Raw genomic sequence first — 25,042 nt, forward strand, 5'->3', positions numbered from 1 at the left:
CCCGACCCTAGCGGAAAACACCCATGGCCGCCCGCAAAGCCGATCACCCGCTACAGCGCAACGAGAAGCGCGCGGGCACTCGGCTTTGCTACCTCCCGCCACCTACACCATCTGCTGGGACACGATCCTTTGACCCTTTGACCGGATAGGCTTTGCGGGTACTAGTTGTAAGTCTTACAAGGCAGATTCGGTCGTGAAAAATGGTGAAAGCGATCGGCGTGTGCTGGAATTGCGTTTCGATCGCACTTAGAGATGCGTTACGGTTGTAGGATTCATAGTAAAACAATTGGCGACACTGCTTGGAGGATAGCATCCTAAGTCTCTGTATTTATAGGAGGTCTGCCCTTGGGCGGCAGAGGTTTTACCCGCTGGTTCGTAACCGTTGGTTAACGAAGTATGGTTTGACGCAATCTGGGAATCGGGTAACTGCTTATCGACGGAAAATCACTGACGATCGCGAAAAAACCGTCGTGAGGAAAAATGATAACAAACCAGCAGCAGATCCAACATGCTGAATCGTCGGCGATGAAGATCAGGCGACAGTCACAGTTGTTGTCTGCGCAACTCCAGTCAATTCGCGAACGACTTTATGAGCCTGAGGCTGCAAAATCCCTTAAAACTTTTACGTCGCGCGAGGTTGCTGCGCTACTCGGCATTGCGGAATCCACGCTACGCCAGATGTCGCTTGACGGTGAGAGCGCTATCCCCGACCGACAGGACAACGGCCGGCGGATCTATACGCTTCACCAGGTAAATCAGATACGTGAGCATCTCGCCCAAAAGCGTCCAAACGAAGCACTGGTGTTTTTGCCCCGACGCCGGGCGGGTGACAAGCTACAGGTTGTTGCCGTCGCAAACTTCAAGGGCGGCTCGGCTAAAACTACCACAACCGTGCATCTGGCGCACTATCTGGCAATCCGGGGGCTTCGGGTGCTTGCAATTGATCTAGACCCGCAAGCGTCATTGTCGGCAATGTTCGGATACCAGCCCGAGTTCGACGTTGATGAAAACGAAACTGTCTATGCCGCGATTCGTTACGATGATCGTCGCAGGTCTGTTCACGAGGTAATCAGACGAACCTATTTCGCAGGAATCGATTTGATCCCGGCAAACCTCGAGTTGATGGAGTACGAACACGAAACTCCGCATGCTATCGCGGATGGCTATGGGCGAGGAGACGAGATCTTTTTTCGCAGGCTTTCGACGGTCATCAGCGAAGTTGAGACGGACTACGATATAGTCCTTGTCGATGCCCCTCCCCAGCTCGGTTACCTTACGCTCGGCGCCCTCTGTGCTGCCACCGCGCTGCTTATCACAATTCATCCAGCAATGATTGACGTTGCCAGTATGAATCAGTTTCTAGCTATGATGAGTGATCTCATGGGCGTGATCGAGAAACGCGGCGGTACACTCAGCCACGATTTCATCCGCTATGTGATCACGCGACACAACCCCAACGACGGTCCTCAAGTTAACGTCGTCACTTTGTTACGCTCCCTGTTTAAAGACGATGTTTTGGCTCCGGCAGTTGCCGAGACTACTGCGATTGCAAGTGCCGGGCTTGAAAACAAGAGTCTTTATGAATTGTCAAGGGGTGTCGGACGCGATACGCTTAGTCGCGCACTCGAGTCGGTGGATTCGGTCAATCGCGAGATTTTCCATCATATCAAAAACGTGTGGGGTAGATGATGGTCAATCCCAAAGAGCGAAACCAGCGAATGAAGAGCCTGTTTGCTCAGGTCGATACGGAGGTCCTTGCTAAGCAATCGGCACCCTCACGCGCCGAGCAGGAAATGCGGCGAATCGGTTCGGTGGCTGTAAAATCAATGGATCGTGCCTTGGTCTCGATCGAAGATGAGAACAGGCGCCTTCATGATCAGTTGCTTTCGTGTGAATCGGTTATCGAACTCGATCCCGATCGAGTCGCCCCGTCGTTTATCAGCGACCGCTTGGATATAGAGGGCGATGGTACGTTTCAAGCGTTTGTCGAAGGGATTAGAGAGGCCGGGCAGAAACTTCCGATCCTCGTGCGTCCCTTGGCTGGGAGGCCAGGTCAATACCAGGCTGCATATGGCCACCGGCGTCTTCGCGCTTGCCAGATACTTAAACGCCCCGTCAAGGCGATCGTACGCGAGCTAAGCGACGAGGAGCTTGTTATCTCACAGGGTATTGAGAACTCGGAACGACTCAATCTATCCTTCATCGAGCAGGCCCTGTTTGCCTTGAATCTGAAGGAGCGGAAGTACTCGCGGGAATTAATATCGAACGCGCTTGGACGTAAAGAGGGCCAGCGCCTCGCCTCCATATCGATTCTTACAAATACCGCGGCCCTGATACCTGAGGGGCTCATCCGGTGATCGGCCCGGCGCCGTCGGTTGGACGTCCAAAATCGGAAAAGCTGGGCGCTCGCGTCCACAATCGAATCCTGAACGCCCGGCAAAGGGAAATCTTAGCGGAGCTGACTGCGTCTCCAGCATGGGCTCAGTGCCGAAGCGACCAGCGGTTCGCGCTCATCATGGAAGCGTTTGATCTTTCTGCAAAAAGCAAACCGGATATTGTAGAGTCGCCTTGGACGATGGCATAGTCATAGTAACGAGGCGTACCGATAATTCGACTCGCTTTTCAATTCCTGACGATCGACTTCCGGGGCTTTCGGACTGGCTGCTGCAACGGCTACCCGATCTCTTTCAGGAGTTCAAAGACGACAAGGGAAGGGTTCTGGAATGATCTAGAAACGAGAAATGGAAAAAGGGCCTATCGACTGCAATCGACAGACCCTTCAATCACGGCCAACGGAGCATCTCGGCACCGTCAACGTCAGCTCTAGCGGGCTAACTCTAAGACGGACAAGGGTGTTAATCAAGTCTCTGTAACTGTCAGGGACGGTTTTTTCGCGCGTAGCTTCCGGCGGCTTCCTGAAAAATCGCATTATTGGGACTGCGATCGAGAGATCCGCAGCAGGATAGCTATGACTGAAGCTTTGTCAGTAGCGTCGTTCCGACGCGTGACTCCTGGAATTGCCGCAAGTGCACGTCTTGCAATGGCAAACGACATACCAGATACGACAAAATCGGAAATGGCTTTGCTCCTGAAGAAGGCTGCTCCAGTTTTGGGCATAGATGGCACGACGTATCATGTAATGGATATCCTTCTCGGTCTTTCCCAGGCCGATGACTGGAAAGGCTCTGGGCGTCCAATCGTGGCCATATCTAATGCGAAACTCGCTGAGTATACGCTGCGCTCGCAGCGCACCGTAATGCGATGCATCCGACGGCTCGTAGAGGCGGGTGTTGCAGCCTACCGGGACAGTTCGACAGGTCGGCGCTTTGTATATCGCAACGATAAAGGCGAAGTGACGGCTGGCTTTGGAATTGACTTCACACCATCCCGTGTAAGGGCTGGCGAACTTAAGCAGGCGGTGATCCAGTACCATCAGCAATTGAACGCCGAACTCGCTGCCAAACGCGACATCAGCCGCCTGTCGCGTGCGATTGAAGATCTCTGCCTGTCCAATCCCTCGCAGATGACGACTGAAAGATCCGAGCTCGAGTCCATACTGGCGGGTGGGGGCGGGTTGGTTGAACGCGCAAATCGTATAAGTTCGCTTCACGAACAGGCGTTGGCTGCATTGGCGCCGGAGGACATTCCGTTCCGTTTGTCATGCGAGGGTGACATTGATGACAGCGCTAATATCAATACAACCCATGAATCAGAATCTGAAAGTAGAAAATTGCGGGCCCGCTCTACAGAGCGGGAACAAATTAGCAAGAACGACCGCTCCGCGGTCGAAATGGCTTTTAAAAGAAAGTCTCGCGAAGCGGAGGGGGTTAAGCAAGACAACGGAAGTTGCGATGGCCGCGACTCTTCCACGATCCAAGGGGAGGTTTTGGGCTCTGTGTCAGTTGGGCTCATTCGCGCGGCGTGCCCCGGTGCTCAATCAATGATAGGCCAAGAGTTCGAAAGTTGGTATGCGATCGGCCGGTCAGGCGAAACGCTGCGCAGGATGATAGGGTTGTCCGAAGCAGGTTGGGCAGATGGTCAGAAGAAAGTGGGCCAGTACGCGGCAGCGGCGATCTTAGCGACCGTGCTTGAAAAGTCAATTCGAGATCCGGAGCAGATTTCCAGGCCGGGGGGCTATTTCCGGGCCATGATAGATCGAGCGATCGACGGAAGGCTGAACCTGGAGCGGAGCCTTTTCGGACTGGCAGACAGCAGGTATGAAAGTTCATGAGAGGAGTAACAGCTGTTACCTGTCCGGCCGGCCCAACAACTGATCGCTTGCGTCCATATGTGCGGCCTGTTGTTGCGTTCGCACATGAACGCTGGCCAAGATGGTTTCCGCAACACAGGCCCAGACATCAAGTCGGCCTTGAGGGTCCAAAGGGATCCCCAGAGTATCCTGTGTCCCGGATCGATCGATCACACCATCTGCTATTATCTTGCAAGTTGTCGTATTACCAACACGTGGTGAAGATCACGTTTCTCCTCTCGAAACAGAGATTCATGCGACTTTCAGGTCGCACTCCGGCGTCAAGACGACGCGGTCTCCCCCAATTTTTCCGCCGCTGCGCTTCTCAGAAAAATCGGTTCCCCCGCTTGCCGCCGCTGGCGGTCGCGTTCCGCGATCCCTGGCCCCTCGCGGCTACGGTGCGGTCTCCTTTCGTCAGAGACAGAAAGGAGAAACTGATATGTCCGATGACTGGTACGTAAGCGTCCGAGGAGCGCCGCCTTCAGCGCGTAGGATGAATCTGTCGTTTTGTGGCTATGGACAGGCATATGGACAGTTTTCGGACAGCGGTGAGCCGGCTTGAAATCATCGACATGGGGCGTCGGCGGCGTTTTACCGCCGAAGCGAAGCTGAAGATGCGTTTTCTGGCCATCGTCGCCAGGTTTCCGCGACGGCGGCGAAGCATGGGGTTTCCCGCTCGCAACTGTATCGCTGGCGTCAGTTGGTGCAGACCGGCAATCTGGGCAGCATTCGGATTGAGGGCTTCGTGCCGGCGTTGATCACGCCGGACGCCCCTGCGCCCGTGCCGGCTGCATCGAAGCCGGTCGCGGGTGGTGGTCGTATGGAGGTGCTGAGCGCGAACGGCCGGCGCGTGATCGTCGACCGTGACGTAGACGTCGCTGTGCTGCTGCGCATCCTGCGCGGGCTGGAGACGTTGCGATGATCCCGATCCCGGCAGGCGTTCGGGTGTGGCTGGCGACGGGCCATACGGATATGCGGTGCGGGTTCCCGTCCTTGGCGCTGCGGGTGCAGGAGGTGCTGAAACATGACCCGCTGGGCGGTCATCTGTTCTGCTTCAGGGGCAAGCGCGGACAACTACCGACATTCTGCATACGTTTCCCGTTATTCGACGATTGCCTATCCTTGGCACCCGCTGTTCGGGAGGAAAGTGCAGGTCTCACCGTTCAGGCGTGGCAAAAGTTTAACCTGCATCTACACGGATGAGCGTCCAGATCTGTGCCGCGAGTTGCCGAATTGGATGTTCGATCAAAGCTATCGCACTACCATGGCGCTAGGGCTGCCTGAGATCAGCATTGCCGGTCTCAACGAATTGGCAGCGGCGCTGGCATCGTTCGGCGCGACTCACGCAATAGGAGCAAAATACCGTCCTTCGAGGAAGAAGGAGAAGGATGATGCGAAGCAGGCGACATCAAAATCGCGACCAACTCGTTCTGCAGTTGGAGCGCCAAAATCTACAGGTTCCGGCGGTCAAGAACGTCAAAGGGTTGGAGGAAGCGCTGGCGGATCTTCTGCTGGAAGCTTTGAACGCGAACAGAATGACGAAGACGGGAGGCGTTGATGAACACGAAGATCACGCCTGACCATCTTGGCCGCGCCGCTGTGGTCTATGTCCGCCAGTCCACAATGACTCAGGTCACCGGCAATCTGGAAAGTCAGCGCCGGCAGTATGATCTGGCTGGAGCTGCCGCAACGACCGGCTTTGCATCGGTGACCGCAATCGATGACGATCTCGGCCGCTCCGGCTCAGGCAGCATGGAACGGCCTGGATTCGAACGGCTTGTGGCACAGGTTTGCTCCGGCGATGTGGGAGCGGTCTATTGCATCGAGGCATCCCGCCTGGCGCGCAATGGCAGGGACTGGCATCATCTGATCGACCTTTGCGCACTTGCCGGTACGCTGGTCATTGATCCGGATGGTGCCTATGACCCGCGGCTCGTCAACGATCGTCTGCTGCTTGGATTGAAAGGCACGATGTCGGAGTATGAGCTTAGCTTGATGCGTCAGCGCGGCATCGCAGCACGCGGTTCCAAGGCTGGACGCGGGGAACTGCGGTTCATGTTGCCGCCGGGCTTGTGCTGGAGCGAAGTGGGCAAGATCGAGATCGACCCGGACGAACATGTGGCTGAGACGATCAGGCTTGTCTTTGCCAAATTCCGGGAGCTGGGAAGTGGACGACAGGTCTTTTTGTGGCTGCGGTGGGCCGATATCAAGATGCCGGTCGTTCTGCGCAATGTGGACGTCTGCAAGCTCGTCTGGAAAGCGCCAGCGTACCACAGCGTCATGCAGATCCTCCACAACCCACTCTATGCAGGCGCCTATGCCTTCGGAAGACGCGCACAGCGAACGCGGATCATCGATGGTCGCGCTCGCAAGGCCACCGGGGTGCGCAAACCCCGGGATGAATGGAGCGTGTTGCTGCGCGACAATCATCAAGGTTACATCAGTTGGCGGGAATACGAGGAGAACCACAAGCTCCTGGCCGAGAACGCGCACATGAAGAAGAACTGCGATCGCAAGTCAGCGCGTGGCGGCCGTGCCCTTTTGACCGGGCTGATGCGATGCGGTCGCTGTGGCCGAATGATGCGCGTCTTCTACGGCAGCGCGAAGGGCAACGCGCATCGCTATCAGTGCCGCGGCGACGATGCACACGTGGGTGTCGGCCTTTGTATCGGCATTAGCGGCGTCAGGGTCGATCGCGCCGTTGCGGTCCAGATTCTGGAAGCGGTGTCTGATCGTGCCGTCGAAGCGGCAATCTTCGCCTCGGATCAAGTCGAGCGGTCCCGAAGAGATGTCATTGCGGCACTCGAGCGGGATCTCGAAGGCTCACGCTACGAAGCGCTGTTGGCCAGTCGCAGGTATGAGCTTGTGGACCCGGCCAAGCGGCATGTTGCACGCGAACTGGAGGCCCGATGGAATGATGCCCTGGAGCGAGTGGGCGTGCTTGAGCGCAAGATCAAGGACCTGTCCGCGCTGTCAGCAGCGCCCCGTCATCGATCGTGGCCGACTCCTGCAGCTTGCCCAGGATCTCCCGACCGTCTGGAATGCGCCCTCCACTGAGACGAGAACAAAGCAGCGGCTCATTCACATCCTGGTTCAGGAGATTATTTGCGATCTCGACGATGCGACCAACGAGGCGGTGCTGTTGATCCATTGGACCGGAGGTCGGCACACAGAGGTGCGTGTGGCGCGCGTCAAGACCGGAAGATATCCTGCTGAGCTCGCACCATCGGCCGTCGAAGCACTGCGCAAACTGGGCGGACATTGGCCAGATCGGGAACTCGCGGTCTCCCTCAATCGGATGCTTTGCAAGACAGGTAATGGCGAGAGCTGGACGGCCGTGCGTGTTCGTGACATGCGCGAGCGTCTGGGAATTCCCGAATATGATGCCACCAAAGTGGAGATACCGATGATCAGCTTGATGAAAGCGGCGGAGAAACTCGGTATTTGCGTGGGATCGGCCAAAAGCCTGGTGCAGAGGAATTCTTCCTGCAACGCAAATCCTTCCTGGCTCGCCGTGGATGGTTCCGGTAGATGCGTTAACCTCGGAAGCCGTCCGGATAGGGGTGCGGGGTGTCGTCGATCGACGCCCCAAGTTTTATGAAGATTATCAATACGATAAAGTCGCCCGGTTGCCCGGAATTTGATGGAGGGATGCATTATGAAGCGCACTGTGGTGATCTGATCAAGGTCGTTTGGCACGATGGCCAGGGAGCCTGCCTGTTCACAAAACGGCTCGAAAGAGGCAGGTTTAAATGGCCTTCGTACTACGTCCATCAACTCGCAGTGCTTGCGGGTTTCAGGCTTATCGTCCTCGCCAATCGCATCGACTGCGCGGACGCATTCTTGCTGGAACTGCATGACGAGCTCGCCGAGGGTTGCGGCAGACAATGCAAAAGCATCGATGCGAAGCTTCAAGGATCTTGTTTCCCATTTGCTTTGTTCTCGACTGCCTACACGCACCTGGAATCCGGGTCTACTAAAGCCTTGGGCCGGGCGCCCCCCGGATTCCGCCATACCTTACTCCCAGCGCCTCCTGAGGAATGCGCGCCACTAACGATCAGTGAGTCTACGGCTTTTGTCTTGATCCCAACGAAGTGTTTCTAATGAAATACAAAATGCCTTGATGGATCGCGCCTGAGGGGTAATGTGATTGAAAGAAACAAGAGGAGCTCAATTATGGATAGTTCCACTCTGCAAGGTGGCGGATCCGGAACTGTAGCCGCGCATGACGCCCGCGAGACACAATTGCTTGATCTACCCGACTCGCTGCTGACGGAAGTAGCGAAACGTTTGACTACAGAAAATCCAGTCGAGACAGCGGAAAATGTCGCAAATTTTAACGAAACTCATGCCTTGACCAGCCTTTCGACTCGAACAGAACCTTTCGAGACGTTTAAATCGCGCCTCAAAATACTCAGCTTTCATGCGAAACTGCTGCCTCACACGGTTAGGCACGCACCAACACTTCCAGACGGGGAACGGCTGACTGAAAACCAACTGGCACGCATGCAAAGCGAAGTTGCATATCGTCCAGTGTTGGGCACCGCGTATACCCATCACGCTGGCCAAGCTCCAGAACGGTTGGCAGGGACCGACTTGGCCCGTAGAATCGAGGGCATCTCTGACGAGGTCTTCGACGTGGCGGAACCCGTAATGTTTAGGGAGATCTCCGCTCATGAGTTGATGCCGAAGATTCGGCCGATCGCCAAATCAATTAAGGAAGCCCATGACGGTGCGCGAGCGGAATTGATGTCTGCGGATAGGCAGAGGGAAGGACGCGGTCGATAATATTTCCCGCGCCGCTACAGTGCCTTAAAGCATGTCGCGCAAAAGTGTGCAGCGGTTTTGCGGCAACGACATGCGTTAAAACAAAGAGCTAAAGCGCGTCGCATGAATCAAGTTTGACGCGACGCGCTTTAGTTGCAAACATTCCAATTGACGGGCTAATGCGTCCGTCGGAATCATACGAAGCTTCCCGGATAATGTCGTGTTCGAATTCTGATGAAAAGTCGGCGACGACGCTCTGTACGCACGATTAAAAACGCGTCCCTAGTGAGGTATCCCATTACGATGGCTGGCGCAGCGGCTGATGGCCCGCTCAAAATGACAAAAGCGCCGAACGGGCAGCTGTTTTAACGATTGAGTGTGGCTGGCAACGGACGACCGTACCCGCTACGCCTGCCATGTAACTCACTCGGAGATGCATGATCAACCGCTTTGCTTTCTTCAACGACGGCATCTTCGGACGATGACGGCGACAACTCCTCTGTTTCTGGCAGACGCGCAAAAAATACTCCTGCGACCGGAATATTCTTCGGCATGCGGACCAATATTTCATTTGAAACCATTTCACGCGACCTTTGCACGTCGCGACCATTTACAAACCCTGCCATGCGGTAAGCGTCGCCCGGGTGGTCAATCGCCGGCGCGGGGAGGTATGTACGGATGAATGAAAGATATTCACCGACTCGCCAGAATTTCAAAATGGGTGCAAGGTCGTGGTCTATCCCAGCCCTCACCGTTACTGCGGTGATCTTTGGCGTGATGGCAGTTGTATGCTGGCAGGACAACGAAACCAATTGGGCAATCCTTACCCAGCTGCGAGCGATCAATATCGACAGCGCCTCGTTGCAGCGGGATGTCCTCCGCGCCCGTACCGGTATGGTTACGACCTACCGGCCCATCCTTTCCAGGTTAGGAAATTTGCGAAGAAATCTGGAAAATCTTAAGCTGCGGTTTCAACAATCTCCCCTTTTGAGCGGCGACGATTTCTCTCAAATGCTGAACCAGCTGAAGGTGTCCGTGGACACGACCGATGCTGCCGTCGCAACCTTTGGCGCGCAGAACGTCCTCCTGCAGGATTCGCTGGCCAGCTTCACCCGCGCGCTCAGCATTCTTCCAGGACCGTCGTCTACGGATCAAAGGGGCCAATTCCTGAAACTGGATAACCTGATGCTGCAGTATATACGTCAGCCAAGCCCAGCTCTTTCGGGGGCGATTAGCCTTGAACTTGACAGGATCCAAAACACCCGCGGTGCAGATGAAGCCACGTTGCGCATACTTTCGCGCGAGGGGCCAATTATTCTGTCGCTCTTGCCCCGGGTAAACGATGCGGTAAACGTGATTCAGATCTCCGATGCCACTGAAATCGCCGAAAGATTGCAGCGCAGATGTCTGGAGGCGTACAGCTTGGAAAGCGTGAGGGAGCAGCGTGCACGAACCTTCCTGGGTTTTGTTGCGGTTTGCCTCTGCATCTACATCATTTCACTGGTCTACCGGCTACGCCGCAAGACTGACTGGCTAGCGAGGCGGCTGGACCACGAGGAATTGATCAAGGAGATCGGCGTTTGTTTCGAAGCTGACGGAGTCTCGGCGCCATCGCTTGAGTCCTCGGCGCAAGTTGCGCTTGAAATTATCCAGCGCTTCTTTAATGCCGATGCATGCGCGCTGGCACTGGTGGACCACGGCGACAGGTGGGCTGTTGAAACTTTCGCCGCGACGCTTCCTTTGCCGGTATGGGAGGACCGGACGCTACGCGAAATGGTCTCGCTTGCCAAGTCGAATGAACGGGCGTCGGTGTTTCGCGTCATGCCGACGCGCAAGACTGGCTGTTTTTCGCGGGAAATTCCGGGCCTCTCGATACTTCTGGCACATAAATCCACGGATCAGTTGATAGCAATTTGCTCCCTGGGCTACCAAAGCTATCATCTGCGAGCGAGTGCTGGTGAAATTCAGCTCCTCGAACTCGCTACGGCCTGTCTATGTCATCACATCGATGTGCGGCGCAAGCAAACCGAATGTGGTATTCTTGGGAGACGCCTGGAGCATGCGGAACGCCTTCAGGCAGTCGGGACACTCGCCGGTGGAATAGCGCACGAATTCAACAACATCCTGGGCGCGATCATCGGGCACGCCGAAATGGCGCAAAATTCATTGCGTCGATCTTCGGTCGCGCGAAAATACATCGAGCATATAATCTCTTCGGGCGACCGGGCCAGGCTCATCATCGACCAGATTCTGACGTTGAGCCGAAAGCGGGAACGCGTGATCACGCCGTTCAGTGTCTCGGAACTCGTGACGGAAATCGCGCCATTGTTACGCGTTGCGTTGCCACGCAACATCGACCTCAATTTCCGGTTTGACGACAAACGGACCGTGGTCGAGGGAAGTCCTCTTGAGCTTCAGCAGATGTTGATGAATCTATGCAAGAACGCGTCACAAGCCATTAATACTGACGGTCGGATCGACATCGTCGTTGACCGGATTGTATCCGGACCGAAAGCACTGGCGCATGGTATCATGCCAGCCGGTGATTATGTTCTTCTATGTGTCAGTGATACCGGTGAAGGCATTTCCGAGGCTGTCCTGCCTCACATTTTCGAACCGTTCTTCACCACGCGCGCTCGTTGCGGTGGTACTGGCTTGGGGCTCGCCGCCGTCCACGGGCAAGTCAGCGGTTTTGCAGGATACATTGATGTTGCTTCAGCCGTTGGCGAGGGGACGCGTTTTGACATCTATCTGCCGCCATCCTCTAGGGAACCCGTCAGTCCCGACACATTTTTCGGCCGCTATGAAACGCCGCGCGGGAGGGGCGAGACAGTAGCACTCGTTGAGCCTGATCTCGTCTTGCGGGAGGTTTACGAGGACAATATCGCAGCTCTGGGCTATGAGCCTGCTGGTTTTAGAACATTTGGTCAGTTTCAAGACTGGATTTCGAAAGGCAAACAAGCCGATCTGATTCTGATCGACTACTCGTCCCTTCCCAGAAATCAGGCTGCGATTGCCCTGCAGCCGGCTTTCAAGACCGCCGTCATCGTCATTGGAGAAAGTGGCCTGAACATGTCTTCCCTGGGGGACGACATGTTGAGCGCCCTGTTTCTGCCGAAGCCCTTATCTTCCAGAACCATGGCGTATGCAATTAGTCTCAAGATCAGGACACAGGGTGCTATCCGGTGATTTCCCGCACCGGAGAGCTGTGTCTCCAAAGGGCGGGCTCTCAATGCCTATTGTGAGCCGGCCGCGCGCTTCATATGACATCGAAAATAAAAAATCGAAAATCCTAGTGTAACCGAACTGCCGATAATCGTGAGCATCAAACTGCGGCATCTTTTCCAACGAAGAGGGCCCGCTTTGGTGACGATTTGAGGAGACTGGAATGCTCAGGGAAACGGTACCGCTTTCGATCGTCATGCTGGTCTGGGTGTGCCCGCCGAGCGACGCGGCGCCGCTCTCTTTTGACGAGTTCAATCGTTTCGCTCGCGAATGCGCCCCCTCCGTTGCACCATCTACGCTCGCGGCGATCGCAAGGGTCGAGAGCCGCCTTGATCCGCTCACTGTACATGACAATACCACGCGCGAAACGCTTCGCTGGAACAACCACGCACAGGCAGCACAGGCCGTGATGGAGCGCCTCAAGGCCCGGCACTCGCTCGATGTCGGTCTCATGCAGATCAATTCTGGGAATTTCTCCGGTCTGAGCCTGTCAGCCGCCCTTGCCCTTGACGAATGTACCTCATTGTCCGTCGCGGCAAAACTGCTTGGTCGCAGTTATGCAGGGGGCGAAACGCCCAGTATGAAGCAACTGGCGCTTCGCAAGGCAATCTCGGCCTACAACACCGGTGACTTCACGCACGGCTTTACGAACGGCTACGTCCGAAAGGTCGAACTCGCCGCTCAACAACTCGTCCCGCCGATCACCGGGCGAACAACGGATGATCGCGATAAGCCGCGATCCGAAGAAACATGGGATGTTTGGGGCTCATACAAACGTCTTTCTCCCGAGGGCAAGTCTGGCGGCGCGTCCGGTGCGCCAACTGTGCCTGACCGGGACACTCGCAGGATCGAAGACGACGATCGACTGCCGTTTGACTTGGATCAAGGAGGTCAGCAATGAGGCAATGCATATATAGATGTCGGCCAAACCTGAATCGGGTCGCGCTCTCGAACGCCGTGATTCGCGCCGTATCCGGTTCTGCATCTAGCATGGGAGGGGCAATGTGGTGGAGCATTTTTTCCTCAAGCCCGGCCGGCTGATGAATGAGCGTCTCGAAGAAGCGACCCTTTACCTGGCAGCGACACGACCCGCTTTGTTTCTCGGGGTGCCGCTGACTCTGGCGGGGATATTCATGATGTTGGGCGGTTTCGTCATCGTTGTCGTCCAGAACCCGCTCTACGAAGTGATTATCATACCCTTATGGTTCTCAGCACGACTTGTCGTGGAGCGAGATTACAACGCGGCAAGCGTCGTCCTGCTATTTTTGCAGACGGCCGGAAGGAATGTCGATGGTCTGGTTTGGGGTGGCGCAAGCGTCAGTCCGAATCCAATCAGGGTTCCCGCAAGAGGCAGAGGAATGGCGTAATGCTCGGCACAAGTGGCACGACCGAAAGATCCGGTGAAGTCTATCTACCCTACGTCGGACACCTCAGCGACCATATCGTCCTTCTCGAAGACGGCTCGATCATGACCATGGCACATATCAGCGGCGTGGCGTTCGAACTCGAGGATGCCGAAATGCGCAATGCGCGTTGTCGTGCATTCAACACGCTCCTGCGCAATATCGCCGATGATCATGTGTCGCTATATGCTCACCTAGTGCGTCACGACGATGTGTCGCCAGCACCGGCGCGACATTTTCGCAGCGCTTTTTCTGCCAGCCTGAGCGGAGCCTTCGAACAGCGGGTCCTGTGCGGCCAGCTTCTTCGCAACGACCACTTCCTCACGCTAATGGTCTTTCCGCGGACAGCGCTCGGGAAGGTGAAGAGGAAGTTCGCCAAACTCTACATGAAGAAGGAAAATGAACTCGCAGGCCAGATCAGGCACCTGGAAGACCTTTGGCATGTCGTTGCCGGTGCTCTTGAAGAATACGGCCTGCGACGCCTCGGCGTTCGCGAGAAGCAGGATGTACTTTTCACGGAGGTTGGAGAGGCGCTGCGGCTCGTCATGACCGGTCGATTTGCACCGGTACCGGTCGTCAGCGGCTCACTGGGCGCCTCGATCTATACCGACCGTGTCATTTGCGGGAAGCGGGGGATCGAGATCCGGACGCCTAAAGAAAGTTACGTCGGATCGATCTACTCGTTTCGAGAATACCCCGCGCGAACGCGACCGGGTATGCTCAACACCTTGCTGTCCCTCGATTTTCCGATTGTTCTGACGCAGAGCTTTTCATTCCTGACCCGCGCGCAAGCGCATGCGAAGCTCAGCCTCAAGTCGCGCCAGATGCTAAGTTCCGGCGACAAGGCCGTTACCCAGATTAGCGAACTGGCCGAAGCGGAGGATGCATTGGCCAGCAACCAATTTGTTATGGGATCACACCATTTGAGCCTCTGCATATATGCGAAGGATCTTGAGAGCCTCGCCGACAAAGGAGCCCGGGCCCGGACGCGACTTGCGGATGCGGGAGCCGTCGTTGTCCAGGAGGGCATAGGCATGGAGGCGGCCTACTGGTCGCAGTTGCCGGGCAACTGCAGATGGCGCACACGCCCGGGAGCCATCAACTCGCGCAATTTCGCCGGCCTGGTCTCATTCGAAAACTATCCCGAAGGTGCCCGCTCTGGACATTGGGGCGATGCGATCGCGCGCTTCCGCACCAACGGTGGAACTCCATTCGATTACATTCCCCATGAGCACGATGTCGGCATGACGGCGATATTCGGTCCGATCGGCAGGGGAAAGACGACGCTTATGACATTCATACTCGCCATGCTCGAGCAGAGCATGCTCGAGCGTGAGGGTGCGGTCGTCTTCTTCGATAAGGATCGTGGCGGTGAACTGCTCGTTCGCGCCACCGGAGGAACGTATCTCGCGCTTCGCAGAGGTGTGCCCAGTGGACTGGCCCCGTTGCGCGGCCTGGAAAATACAGCAGCCTCACGTGACTTTCTGCGGGAATGGCTTGTCGCGCTCATAGAGAGCGATGGGCGGGGCGGAATATCCCCCGAGGAGAACCGGCGGCTGGTGCGGGGTATCCATAGACAGCTGTCGTTCGATCCCCCTATGCGCTCGATCGCGGGGCTGCGCGAATTTCTGTTGCACGGGCCTGCCGAAGGGGCCGGAGCAAGACTGCAGCGCTGGTGCCGCGGCAATGCGCTGGGCTGGGCATTCGACGGCGAGCTTGACGACGTTAGGCTGGACCCTTCGATTACCGGTTTCGACATGACGCATCTGCTCGAATACGAGGAAGTATGCGCTCCCGCGGCAGCATATCTCCTGCACCGTATTGGAGCGCTGCTCGACGGGCGCCGGTTCGTGATGAGTTGCGACGAGTTTCGCGCCTATTTGCTGAATCCCAAGTTTTCAGCCGTCATCGACAAGTTCCTGCTGACCGTACGCAAAAACAACGGGATGCTGATACTCGCGACACAGCAACCCGAACATGTTCTGGAATCGCAACTGGGCGCAAGCCTGGTTGCCCAGTGCATGACGAAGATCTTTTATCCGTCGCCTACGGCAAATCGGTCGGCCTACATCGATGGACTGAAATGCACCGAAAAGGAATTCCAGGCGATCCGCGAAGAGATGGCTGTGGGCAATCGAAAATTTCTGCTCAAACGGGAGAGCGGAAGTGTCATCTGCGAATTTGATCTGCGCGAAATGCGAGAATATATCGCCGTACTTTCGGGACGTGCGAACACAGTGCGCTTTGCAGATCAACTGCGCGAGGCACGGGGAGAAGACCCCTCTGCCTGGCTGAGCGAATTCATGAACCGTTACCACGAGGCAAAAGACTGATCAAAGGTGGGAAACCATGAAGATGTCGAGACTAGTTACTGCGGCTGTTGCCGGTAGCCTTCTTTCTGTCGTACCTGCCAGGGCGCAGATGGTTGTCAGTGACCCGGTGGCAGATGCCGAAACACTGGCGACGGCGCTCGCAACGGCAGATAATCTCGCCCAGACCATTGCGATGGTGACGATGCTGACGTCGGCCTATGGCGTGACCGGCTTGCTGACCTTACTCAACCAGAAAAACCAGTATCCCGCCACGAGGGACCTGGATACCGAAATGTTCTCGGCGCAACGGCCCGCGTCGACCACGGCGCGTGCGATCGCCGGCGACGCCGACCGTACCGTGACAGGTAGTGACGCTGAAGCGGACCTGTTGCGGTCGCAGATCACCGGTGCTGCAAACAGCACGGGAATTGCAGCCGACAACCTGGAAGCGATGGACAAACGACTGAAGGCGAATGCGGAAACTTCAGCACAGCTTTCCCGCTCCCGCAATATAATGCAGGCAACTGTCACCAATGGGCTGCTCCTGAAGCAGATCCACGATGCAGCGATTCAAAATGTCCAGGCGACCAGCTTGCTGACCATGACCACTGCGCAGGCGGGCCTTCATGCGGCGGAAGAAGCGGCCGAACAACGCAAGGAGCACCAGAAGACCGCGGCCATCTTCGGGGCGCTGCCATGAGGACGCGCAACCTGTCAGTGTCGCCGATTCGCGCGCCGGGGACGCCAACAGTCCTGCCCGATACTCCGTGACAAGACAGTCGAGATCAGGTGCAAGCGATGAATTTCACCATTCCGGCGCCGTTTACGGCCATCCATACGATCTTCGATCTGGCCTTCAAGACACGTCTTGATACAGTGCTGGAGGCGATCCAGGAGAAAGTGAGCGCTCCGCTGATCGCTTGTGTTACCCTCTGGATTATCGTCCAGGGTGTTCTTGTGATGCGTGGTGAGGTCGACGTACGCGGTGGTATCACACGGGTGATCATGGTCAGTGTCGTCGTTGCCCTTGTCGTCGGGCAGGCCAACTACCACGATTATGTGGTTTCCGTGTTTGAAGAGACAATCCCGGATTTCATACAGCAGTTTAGTGGCAGCGGCCTTCCACTGCAGACGATCCCCACGCAACTGGACTCGATGTTCGCGCTCAGCCAGGCCGCATTCCAGAAAATCGCGTCCGAAATCGGACCTATGAACGACCAGGACATTCTTGCCTTTCAGGGGGCTCAGTGGGTCTTTTACGGCACGCTCTGGTCTGCCTTCGGAATCTATGATGCCGTCGGCATTCTCACGGAGGTGCTTCTGACGATTGGTCCGCTAGTCCTCGTGGGATACATCTTTGATCGCACTCGCGATATCGCGGCCAAGTGGATCGGACAACTCATCACCTACGGTTTCCTGCTGCTGCTGCTCAACATTGTGGCGACGATAGTCATTCTGACCGAGGCGACTGCACTCGCCCTTATACTCGGTGTGATCACGCTTGCCGGTACGACCGCGGCTAAGATCATTGGTCTTTATGAACTCGACATGTTCTTTCTCACCGGGGACGCACTCATCGTCGCCCTGCCGGCGATCGCCGGCAATATCGGTGGCAGCTACTGGAGCGGTGTAACCCAATCTGCCAACAGCCTGTACCGCCGCTTTGCACAGGTTGAACGACGCTAGGGTGAAACATTGCGCCAATGGAGGACCCAATGAAATATTGCTTGCTGTGCTTGGCTATCGTTTTGACCGGTTGCCAGACGAATGACAAACCGGCGAGTTGTAAAGGACCTATTTTCCCGCTGAATGTGGGACGATGGCAACCTGCGCCGTCAGATCTTCACCCGGGTATGGCGGATGGACAGCATGAAAGGGTCTGACTATGCGCTGCTGGTAGGGCGGGAAAAGCTGGCCGAGCACTACAAGGAAGTGGAGGCTTTTCAAACCGCACGTGCGAAATCGGCGCGACGTCTCTCCAGAGTGGCTGCGGTTGTCGCAGCCGTCGCAACCTTGGGCAATGTCGCTCAAGCGTTCACGATTGCCACAATGGTACCGCTGACAAGGCTTGTGCCGGTGTATCTGTGGATCCGGCCGGACGGCACAGTGGACAGCGAGGTATCCGTCTCGCGCTTGCCTGCCACCCAGGAAAAAGCCGTCGTCAACGCCTCATTGTGGGAGTATGTCCGGATGCGCGAGAGTTACACCGCTGATACTGCCCAGTACGCCTATGATCTGGTCTCGAACTTCAGCGCCCCGGCGGTGCGCCAGGATTACCAGCAGTTCTTCAATTATCCCAATCCAGGTTCACCTCAGGTCGTCGTCGGAAAACGCGGCAGGCTGGAGGTTGAGCACATTGCTTCGAACGATGTAGCGCCGGGTGTGCAGGAAATTCGCTACAAACGGACCCTCGTCATCGACAGCAAAATGCCGGTGGTGAGTACGTGGACCGCAACAATTCACTACGAAAAGGTGAACAGCCTGCCCGGCAGATTAAGGCTTACCAATCCGGGAGGTTTGGTCATCACATCATACCAGACATCCGAAGATACCGTTTCCAACGCGGGCGCCGGCGAACCATGAAAAAAAAAGAGCTTCTCACCTTGGCATGTCTGCTGTTTGCCGCGACCGGCGTGATGGCCGAAGAAACGCCAACGCCAGGCAGACTGGACCCGCGTATGCGCTATCTGGCCTACAATCCCGATCAGGTGGTACACCTGTCGACGGCGGTTGGAGCCACTCTGGTTGTTTCGTTCGCAGCCAACGAAACGGTGACGGCAGTGGCCGTTTCCAACAGCAAGACTCTCGCGGCACTTCCACGCGGAAACTATCTGTTCTTCAAAGCCAGTCAGGTTCTGCCGCCCGAGCCGGTGGTGGTGCTGACCGCAAGCGATGCCGGGATGCGGCGCTATGTCTTCAGCATCTCTTCCAGTACGCTGGCACATCTCGATAAGGAACAGCCTGATCTCTACTACAGCGTACAATTCGCCTATCCTGCCGATGAAGCGGCGGCCCGCCGAAAGGAGGCGCAGGACAAGGCAGCCGCAGACCGCTTGCGTGGGGAAGCGCAGTATCAACGCAGGGCGGCAGATTTGCTGGATCAGCCCGCCACAACAGGGGCCACCGGAGACAGGAACTGGCACTACGTGGCCCAGGGTGATCGTTCGCTGTTGCCGCTCGAAGTATTCGATAACGGATTTACAACTGTATTCCGCTTTCCCGGCAATGTTCGCATACCCTCCATCTACACGATTGATCCTGACGGCAAGGAAGCGGTTGCGAACTATTCAGTCAAGGGGAGCTATGTCGAGATTTCTTCAGTTTCTAGTGGTTGGCGGCTGAGAGATGGTAACACCGTTTTGTGTGTCTGGAATACTGCCTACGATCCTGTTGGCCGAAGGCCGGATACGGGTACGGTCAGGCCGGATGTGAAGCGCGTGCTGATGGAGGAGAGAGGGTGATCGGGGATGATCAGCAACCGTCCCACGATATCGATGCCGGCGGATCCCTTGTCTCCGGCACACATCACCAGCGACTTTCGGGACCCCGCAAGCTGATCGTTGCAGGTCTTGTTCTTGTGCTTTCACTTGGTCTCATCTGGCTCGGCGGGCGACAGAAGAAGGCGGATGCAAACCCGCCACCGTCTCCCATGATCTCCACGAACACGCAGCCGTTTCATCCGGCACCAATCGAGATTTCACCCGATGCCCCGCCGGCCGAGAGAGCCGTCCAGTTGCCTGCTCCGGAACCAGCACGCAGTGAGCCGCAGCCGGCGGAAACACCGATCTTCGCGTATACCGGTGGCGATGACCGCCCCGGTCATGGCGCCACCGGCCGGCAAGATGACAAGGACGAAGAGCGGACGCCGCCGAACGGTGAGGTGTCTGCAGGAAGCGATGTTTCGATACGCATGAAGCCCACCGAACTCCAGCCCAGCAAGGCAACGCTGTTGCCCCACCCGGATTTCATGATAACCCAGGGAACGATCATCCCGTGCATCCTGCAAACGGCAATCGACACGAATTTGGCTGGCTATGTAAAATGCGTATTGCCCAGGGATGTTCGCGGCACGACCAACAATGTTGTGCTACTTGATCGTGGTACCACAGTCGTCGGCGAAATCCAGCGTGGTCTGCAACAAGGAGATGCGCGGGTATTTGTTCTTTGGGACCGCGCGGAGACGCCCAATCATGCCATGATTTCGCTTTCATCGCCCGGCACGGATGAACTCGGCCGCTCGGGATTGCCGGGCACCGTCGATAACCACTTCTGGCAGCGCTTTGGCGGCGCCATGCTCCTTAGTGTCGTTCAAGGGGCATTCCAGGCAGCGAGCACCTATGCCGGCAGCTCGGACGGCGGAACGAGCTTCAACAGTATCCAGAACAACGGTGAACAAACGGCGGATACTGCTCTCAAGGCAACCATCAACATACCGCCGACCCTGAGGAAAAATCAGGGCGATACGGTCTCGATTTTCGTGGCTCGTGACCTTGATTTCTCCGACATTTACCAGCTTCGCGTGACGGGTGGCGCGACCCGATACCGGCAGCACCGCCGCTGACAAAGCCAACTTTTTCGCTCACAGAACGGGATGTGATACAATGGAGGTCAATACGCAGCTGCGATTTCTTCTCAATCCGGTTTTGGAATGGCTCGACGACCCGAGGACCGAAGAGGTTGCGATAAATCGACCTGGCGAGGCATTTCTGCGCCAGGGCGGCATCTTCACCAAAATGTCCCTGCCTCTGTCATACAACGATCTCGAAGATATCGCCATTCTGGCAGGCGCATTGAGAAAGCAGGATGTCGGACCACGAAATCCCCTTTGCGCCACTGAACTTCCGGGTGGTGAGCGGCTGCAAATTTGCCTGCCGCCCGCTGTCCTGGCGGGCACTGTGAGCTTGACGATTCGACGGCCAGCTTCCCATGTTTCCGGTCTCAACGGGGTTACGGACCGTTACGATGTTTCAAGATGGAACCAGTGGGAGAGGCGAAAAAGGCGCCGGGATCAACAGGATGAAACTATCCTCAGGCACTACGACAGCGGCGATCTGGAGGCATTTCTGCATGCATGCGTCGTGGGTCGGTTGACGATGCTGCTTTGCGGCCCAACCGGGAGCGGCAAGACGACGATGAGCAAGACTCTGATCAGTGCAATCCCGCCGCAGGAACGGCTGATCACAATCGAGGATACCCTCGAACTCGTCATTCCACATGAGAACCACGTCCGGCTGCTCTATGCAAAAAATGCGGGCGGACCGGACGCTGTAACCGCCGAGCACCTGCTGCAGGCCAGTCTGCGCATGCGGCCGGACCGGATTCTTCTCGGAGAGATGCGTGACGACGCGGCATGGGCCTATCTGAGTGAAGTCGTCTCAGGGCATCCGGGATCGATTTCCACCATACACGGCGCCAATCCTGTTCAGGGGTTCAAGAAACTGTTTTCACTGGTGAAAAGCAGCTCGCAGGGCGCTGGCTTGGAAGATAGAACACTGATCGACATGCTTTCGAGCGCGATTGATGTCATCATACCCTTTCGAGCCTACGGCGACATTTACGAGGTGGAAGAAATCTGGCTCGCCGCTGATGCGCGCCGTCGGGGAGAGGCGATTGGCGATCTTCTGGATCAGCACTAGATGTTGCTCAACTTTCAAGCAGGCGAGATATGTATCGGGTTATGTTTGTAACAAATCATTTTTATGCACGCTCAGCCTCAGCCGCTGGGATCCTGGAATGAAAGGTGAACGGTTGAAACACGTTCTTGTCATTGATGACGACCCCGCGATGCGGCATCTTATCGTCGAATGTCTCACGGTTCATGCCTTGAAGGTGACTGCCGTAGCCGACAGCCAGCAGTTTAACCGCGTCCTCTCATCCGAGACCGTCGATGTTGTGGTCGTTGATCTCAATCTGGGACGTGAGGATGGGCTTGAAATCGTCCGCACGCTAGCAACAAAATCAGACGTTCCGATCATAATCATCAGCGGAGATCGCCTGGAAGAAGCGGACAAGGTCTTGGCTCTCGAACTCGGAGCCACCGATTTTATCGCAAAACCCTTCGGAACGCGGGAGTTTCTGGCACGGATCCGCGTTGCCTTGCGTGTGCGTCCGACCGTCGCGCGCACCAAGGATCGGCGCACATTCTATTTCGACGGCTGGACACTTAATCTCAGACAACGCCGTTTGACTTCGGAAGGCGGCGCCGAGGTCAAGCTCACTGCAGGTGAGTTCAACCTTCTGGTCGCATTCCTCGAGAAACCGCGCGATGTGTTATCCCGCGAGCAGCTTCTGATTGCGAGCCGGGTGCGCGAAGAGGAGGTATATGACCGAAGCATCGACGTCCTCATCCTGAGGCTTCGCCGCAAGCTCGAGCAAGATGCGGCGAACCCTCGGCTGATCAAGACTGCAAGAGGTGCCGGCTACTTCTTCGATATTGATGTGAATGTTTCCTACGGAGGAGTGATGGCTGCCTGATCTGGCGTAGCAGCCATCCGGCGGTTCGATCCCGAACCAATTTTTCCCGCGTCCGGCAGGTGCTCGAATTGTTCGGGCATCTCACGTCCTCCGGCCGCGTCCCGGTGCCTTCGCCGCGTCAAAGAATGAAGCAAGCGCGGCGGTGGCGAGTTTAAGGCCAAACGCGCGCGAAGTCTCCAGTCCGGATGGATCGAAGTGATCGCGTGCGATTTTCAGCGCCGATACGGGGAGCATGCGGGATGTCTGAACAATGACGCGTTTTTCGGAAGTTTCCTGAGGGATTGGATAGCTTTGGGAAGCCTTGCGAAACGATCCGTCCATCAGCATGGTTTCGAAATCGTCGAGCGCACGACGCAGTATCATCTGCAGAGACTTGGAAGCGCTGTATTGCAGGATCAGACTGTCATATATTTCTGATACTCCAGGCGCGGGCGGCCGCGCTGAAAGAAAAACCTGGACCTTTTCCGGCGCCGTGCTCGAATTGAGCGCATCCACAGTTCTGATCGATTGCGATTCGGGGCCGGAACGCTTGGCAAGAGCAGATGTCGTTCGTCGCTCTTCATGGCCGGCTCTTTGGGGCAACCGTGGCGCGGCTGCATCCCGGGAGAAATGTTGCAGGTCCGGATGAATAATCCCGGGTCGAGCTGCAGCAAGCCGCTTCGCTTCGTCGACGGACAGGGCCGGTTTGCGGATACCCATCTTCAACCCTCCAGGGCGTCGCCAATCAATTTTGAGATGACCACGAGTTCCTCCATCGCAATCCTGATATTCCGCTCAAGCAGACGCATCGTTGAATCAGCTCTCATGTTCAACAATGTGAGATGCAACATGCCGCGTTCCTTCATTGCGGCAAAGGCATCCCTCTCGTGCATGGGAGCCTGCACAACCGGGAGGCTCGCGAGCATGTCCGACATCGCGCGCTGCGATGTGGTCAATCGGCCGACCGGAACACGTTGTCGCAATACGGTTGTGGGAACTGCGAGGTTCTCGCTCAGCAACAGCTCGATAACGTAGCGGTAGGTCGACAATGCCTCGTCAATATCGAGCGGGGTCAACATTGTAGGGATCAGAAGCATGTTTGAGCTGGCAATGATGGTGTTGTTGAGTTCGCTCGATCCTCCATGCGTATCTGCCAACGCATAATCAAATCCCTGAAGCTCGGCGTCCTCATAGGCTGCCTCGAGAAGGGCCATCTCCTCGGCGGCGTAAACCTCGCAGCAAGGGTCCCAGGTCCCGCTGCGTATTGCATTTTCCTTCCACCTCGGCAGCGGCCGGTTCTCGTCGGCATCGAAGAGAGCCACCCGTTTGCCGTCGTTTGCAAGGGCAGCGCAAACACCCATGAGCGCAGTCGTTTTGCCTGCACCTCCTTTGAAGGAGCAAAATGTCAGAAGTTTCATTTTTTGTCCTGCCTGTGGTGTGACACTGAAATGGCGTCTGCCTGTTCGTATATTCCCGTGTTTCTTCGAGTATTCATGAGGGCATCTATTAATCGAATTTTATATTTCATTCCTGTTATATTGATCGCGAATGTAGCAATAGACGGCCGTTCCAGAAGTGTAATAGGCCTCGATCCGACAACGGTCAGCATGAATCGCACGCTTATGTCCGTGAGGCCAATACGGCGGTAGCTCGCCTCGTGCTGACGAGGACGGTACGCGCAATGTAAAGGGAGATTCCGGTCCTCCTCGCTCACTAGCCGCGAGCGCAAACGGCCAAGAGACGCCCGGCGCGGCCCGCTCCAGGCGGCTTGAACGACAAATCGTGCACGGCCCCATCCATCTCCATCCCTGCATGATCGATCGATGTTCAAGGAGATAGTAGGGACACCTCGATCCCAACTGGCATTTCAAGATGGCCAAGTGCATGTCCGCGGCAGACGTCCCAGAAACATTGGCTTGTGGCCTGGAGCGTGTGTCGACCAATATTCAGACCGCAACGCCCAAATTTTTCGACAGAACGAACTGAGGAGGGAGAACGGCGATTTCCCCACGACCATGTAGCACTTGTTCTAACTTGAACGGGAAAATCCCGGCAAGCGCGAGAGGTGAGCCGCTGCGTTTGCAAACTTTGCAACGGGGGGCACAATGCGACCACGCGAGATCCGCCATTCCTGGCAGTGCAGGCAAATCCCTTTGAAGGCTCGATCCTCGACCGCGGAGGTCGAATGCGACTGACGAGATCGATGAATGGGCGGGGGAGCGCGGGTCTAAGAGCTGACCGAAAAAGAGTTGAGTGAAATCAGCCAGTTGTGATTCTGTTTGTTTGCTTAGGACGAACGGAGACCACAATGGGCTGGACTGATTTCACCCGTCGGCAATATGCCCGACGCGCAGTGCGGTATGCAAGCGATCTGACGGACCGGGAATGGGGATTGATCTCGCCTTGCCTGCCTGGACCGAGGCGGTTGGGCAGACCGCGCAGCACCGATCTTCGCGAGGTCGTGAATGCGCTGCTTTACATCGCCACGACGGGGTGCCAGTGGCGGATGATGCCCAGGGATGTTCCGCCTGCAGTCCTATTTCTACAATGGCGAGCGACAGGGTTATGGGGCCGGATCAACCATCATCTTGTGATGGAGGCGCGTGACTTGGAAGGTCGGGAGGCCTCGCCGT

The 25,042-nt window shown here is 56.5% G+C and carries 21 protein-coding genes and 2 pseudogenes; 21 read left to right on the forward strand and 2 right to left on the reverse strand.

All coding sequences use genetic code 11. From position 1 onward, the window contains the following. Positions 1-480 precede the first annotated feature (480 nt). The 20 genes and pseudogenes from repA (at position 481) to ATY75_RS26460 (ending at position 22,430) form a co-directional block, all read left to right on the forward strand. Positions 481-1,689 carry a plasmid partitioning protein RepA gene (repA, locus tag ATY75_RS26355; RefSeq protein WP_088939834.1) on the forward strand — a complete coding sequence of 403 codons (1,209 nt, stop codon included), beginning with the start codon at positions 481-483 and terminating at the stop codon, positions 1,687-1,689. Beyond that, on the forward strand, positions 1,686-2,357 hold the full coding sequence (gene repB / locus ATY75_RS35210; RefSeq protein ID WP_225881191.1) for a plasmid partitioning protein RepB: 672 nt from the start codon (positions 1,686-1,688) through the stop codon (positions 2,355-2,357). The genes repA and repB overlap by 4 nt, the downstream gene beginning before the upstream one ends. Before the next feature lie 611 nt (positions 2,358-2,968). Next, positions 2,969-4,231, forward strand: coding sequence for a plasmid replication protein RepC (gene repC, locus ATY75_RS26365; RefSeq protein ID WP_088939835.1), 1,263 nt, complete (start codon positions 2,969-2,971; stop codon positions 4,229-4,231). Positions 4,232-4,764: 533 nt separating this feature from the next. Beyond that, positions 4,765-5,171, forward strand: a pseudogene (locus ATY75_RS26370) (transposase). Positions 5,172-5,273: 102 nt separating this feature from the next. Next, positions 5,274-5,807 carry a hypothetical protein gene (locus tag ATY75_RS35220; protein ID WP_225881190.1) on the forward strand — a complete coding sequence of 178 codons (534 nt, stop codon included), beginning with the start codon at positions 5,274-5,276 and terminating at the stop codon, positions 5,805-5,807. Beyond that, positions 5,807-7,306, forward strand: a complete 1,500-nt coding sequence (locus ATY75_RS26385) for a recombinase family protein (RefSeq protein ID WP_225881189.1) — start codon at positions 5,807-5,809, stop codon at positions 7,304-7,306. The genes ATY75_RS35220 and ATY75_RS26385 overlap by 1 nt, the downstream gene beginning before the upstream one ends. Positions 7,307-7,900: 594 nt before the next feature. Next, a pseudogene (locus ATY75_RS35605) lies at positions 7,901-7,969 on the forward strand (hypothetical protein); the annotation flags it as partial. 456 nt (positions 7,970-8,425) lie between these two features. Continuing rightward, positions 8,426-9,037 (forward strand): virulence protein, encoded by a 612-nt coding sequence (locus tag ATY75_RS26395; RefSeq protein ID WP_088939837.1) that lies wholly within the window; start codon positions 8,426-8,428, stop codon positions 9,035-9,037. A gap of 657 nt (positions 9,038-9,694) precedes the next feature. Then, complete coding sequence (locus ATY75_RS26405; RefSeq protein WP_011427346.1) at positions 9,695-12,205, forward strand: two-component system VirA-like sensor kinase; 2,511 nt, start codon at positions 9,695-9,697, stop codon at positions 12,203-12,205. Positions 12,206-12,404: 199 nt separating this feature from the next. After that, on the forward strand, positions 12,405-13,142 hold the full coding sequence (locus tag ATY75_RS26410) for a type IV secretion system lytic transglycosylase VirB1 (RefSeq protein ID WP_088939838.1): 738 nt from the start codon (positions 12,405-12,407) through the stop codon (positions 13,140-13,142). A gap of 139 nt (positions 13,143-13,281) precedes the next feature. After that, the gene (locus tag ATY75_RS26415) at positions 13,282-13,608 is read left to right on the forward strand and encodes a type IV secretion system protein VirB3 (protein ID WP_088939842.1); all 327 of its coding nucleotides are present in this window, start codon (positions 13,282-13,284) and stop codon (positions 13,606-13,608) included. Next, positions 13,608-15,977 (forward strand): VirB4 family type IV secretion/conjugal transfer ATPase, encoded by a 2,370-nt coding sequence (locus tag ATY75_RS26420; RefSeq protein ID WP_088939839.1) that lies wholly within the window; start codon positions 13,608-13,610, stop codon positions 15,975-15,977. The genes ATY75_RS26415 and ATY75_RS26420 overlap by 1 nt, the downstream gene beginning before the upstream one ends. 16 nt (positions 15,978-15,993) lie before the next feature. Next, positions 15,994-16,656: a pilin minor subunit VirB5 gene (gene virB5 / locus ATY75_RS26425; protein WP_011427350.1), complete on the forward strand. Its 663-nt coding sequence runs from the start codon at positions 15,994-15,996 to the stop codon at positions 16,654-16,656. Between the two features lie 98 nt (positions 16,657-16,754). After that, the gene (locus tag ATY75_RS26430; protein ID WP_011427351.1) at positions 16,755-17,642 is read left to right on the forward strand and encodes a type IV secretion system protein; all 888 of its coding nucleotides are present in this window, start codon (positions 16,755-16,757) and stop codon (positions 17,640-17,642) included. Positions 17,643-17,671: 29 nt separating this feature from the next. Continuing rightward, on the forward strand, positions 17,672-17,839 hold the full coding sequence (locus tag ATY75_RS26435; RefSeq protein WP_011427352.1) for a type IV secretion system lipoprotein VirB7: 168 nt from the start codon (positions 17,672-17,674) through the stop codon (positions 17,837-17,839). Then, on the forward strand, positions 17,826-18,539 hold the full coding sequence (locus ATY75_RS26440) for a type IV secretion system protein VirB8 (RefSeq protein WP_042119589.1): 714 nt from the start codon (positions 17,826-17,828) through the stop codon (positions 18,537-18,539). The genes ATY75_RS26435 and ATY75_RS26440 overlap by 14 nt, the downstream gene beginning before the upstream one ends. Next, a complete protein-coding gene (gene virB9, locus ATY75_RS26445; protein ID WP_011427354.1) occupies positions 18,536-19,417 on the forward strand; it encodes a P-type conjugative transfer protein VirB9 in 882 nt (293 codons plus the stop codon). The genes ATY75_RS26440 and virB9 overlap by 4 nt, the downstream gene beginning before the upstream one ends. Further along, entirely contained in the window at positions 19,414-20,517 is a 1,104-nt protein-coding gene (gene virB10 / locus ATY75_RS26450; RefSeq protein ID WP_011427355.1) for a type IV secretion system protein VirB10, read from the forward strand. The genes virB9 and virB10 overlap by 4 nt, the downstream gene beginning before the upstream one ends. A 40-nt stretch (positions 20,518-20,557) precedes the next feature. Further along, the gene (gene virB11, locus ATY75_RS26455) at positions 20,558-21,592 is read left to right on the forward strand and encodes a P-type DNA transfer ATPase VirB11 (RefSeq protein ID WP_011427356.1); all 1,035 of its coding nucleotides are present in this window, start codon (positions 20,558-20,560) and stop codon (positions 21,590-21,592) included. A 97-nt stretch (positions 21,593-21,689) separates the two neighbouring features. Then, positions 21,690-22,430: a response regulator gene (locus ATY75_RS26460; RefSeq protein ID WP_088939840.1), complete on the forward strand. Its 741-nt coding sequence runs from the start codon at positions 21,690-21,692 to the stop codon at positions 22,428-22,430. 81 nt (positions 22,431-22,511) lie between these two features. On the opposite strand, the gene ATY75_RS26465 is transcribed toward ATY75_RS26460, so the two are convergent. Both ATY75_RS26465 and ATY75_RS26470 read right to left on the reverse strand, forming a co-directional pair. Beyond that, positions 22,512-23,129 carry a conjugal transfer protein VirC2 gene (locus ATY75_RS26465; RefSeq protein WP_088939841.1) on the reverse strand — a complete coding sequence of 206 codons (618 nt, stop codon included), beginning with the start codon at positions 23,127-23,129 and terminating at the stop codon, positions 22,512-22,514. 2 nt (positions 23,130-23,131) lie between these two features. Further along, positions 23,132-23,827 (reverse strand): conjugal transfer ATPase VirC1, encoded by a 696-nt coding sequence (locus tag ATY75_RS26470; RefSeq protein ID WP_011427359.1) that lies wholly within the window; start codon positions 23,825-23,827, stop codon positions 23,132-23,134. Between the two features lie 890 nt (positions 23,828-24,717). Between ATY75_RS26470 and ATY75_RS26475 the strand changes: the two genes are divergently transcribed. After that, positions 24,718-25,042, forward strand: a 325-nt coding sequence (locus ATY75_RS26475) for a transposase (RefSeq protein ID WP_143535350.1), incomplete at its 3' end; no start/stop codon positions are given.

The sequence above is a fragment of the Rhizobium sp. N122 genome, assembly GCF_002211295.1.
In the GTDB taxonomy this organism is placed as follows: Bacteria; Pseudomonadota; Alphaproteobacteria; order Rhizobiales; family Rhizobiaceae; genus Rhizobium.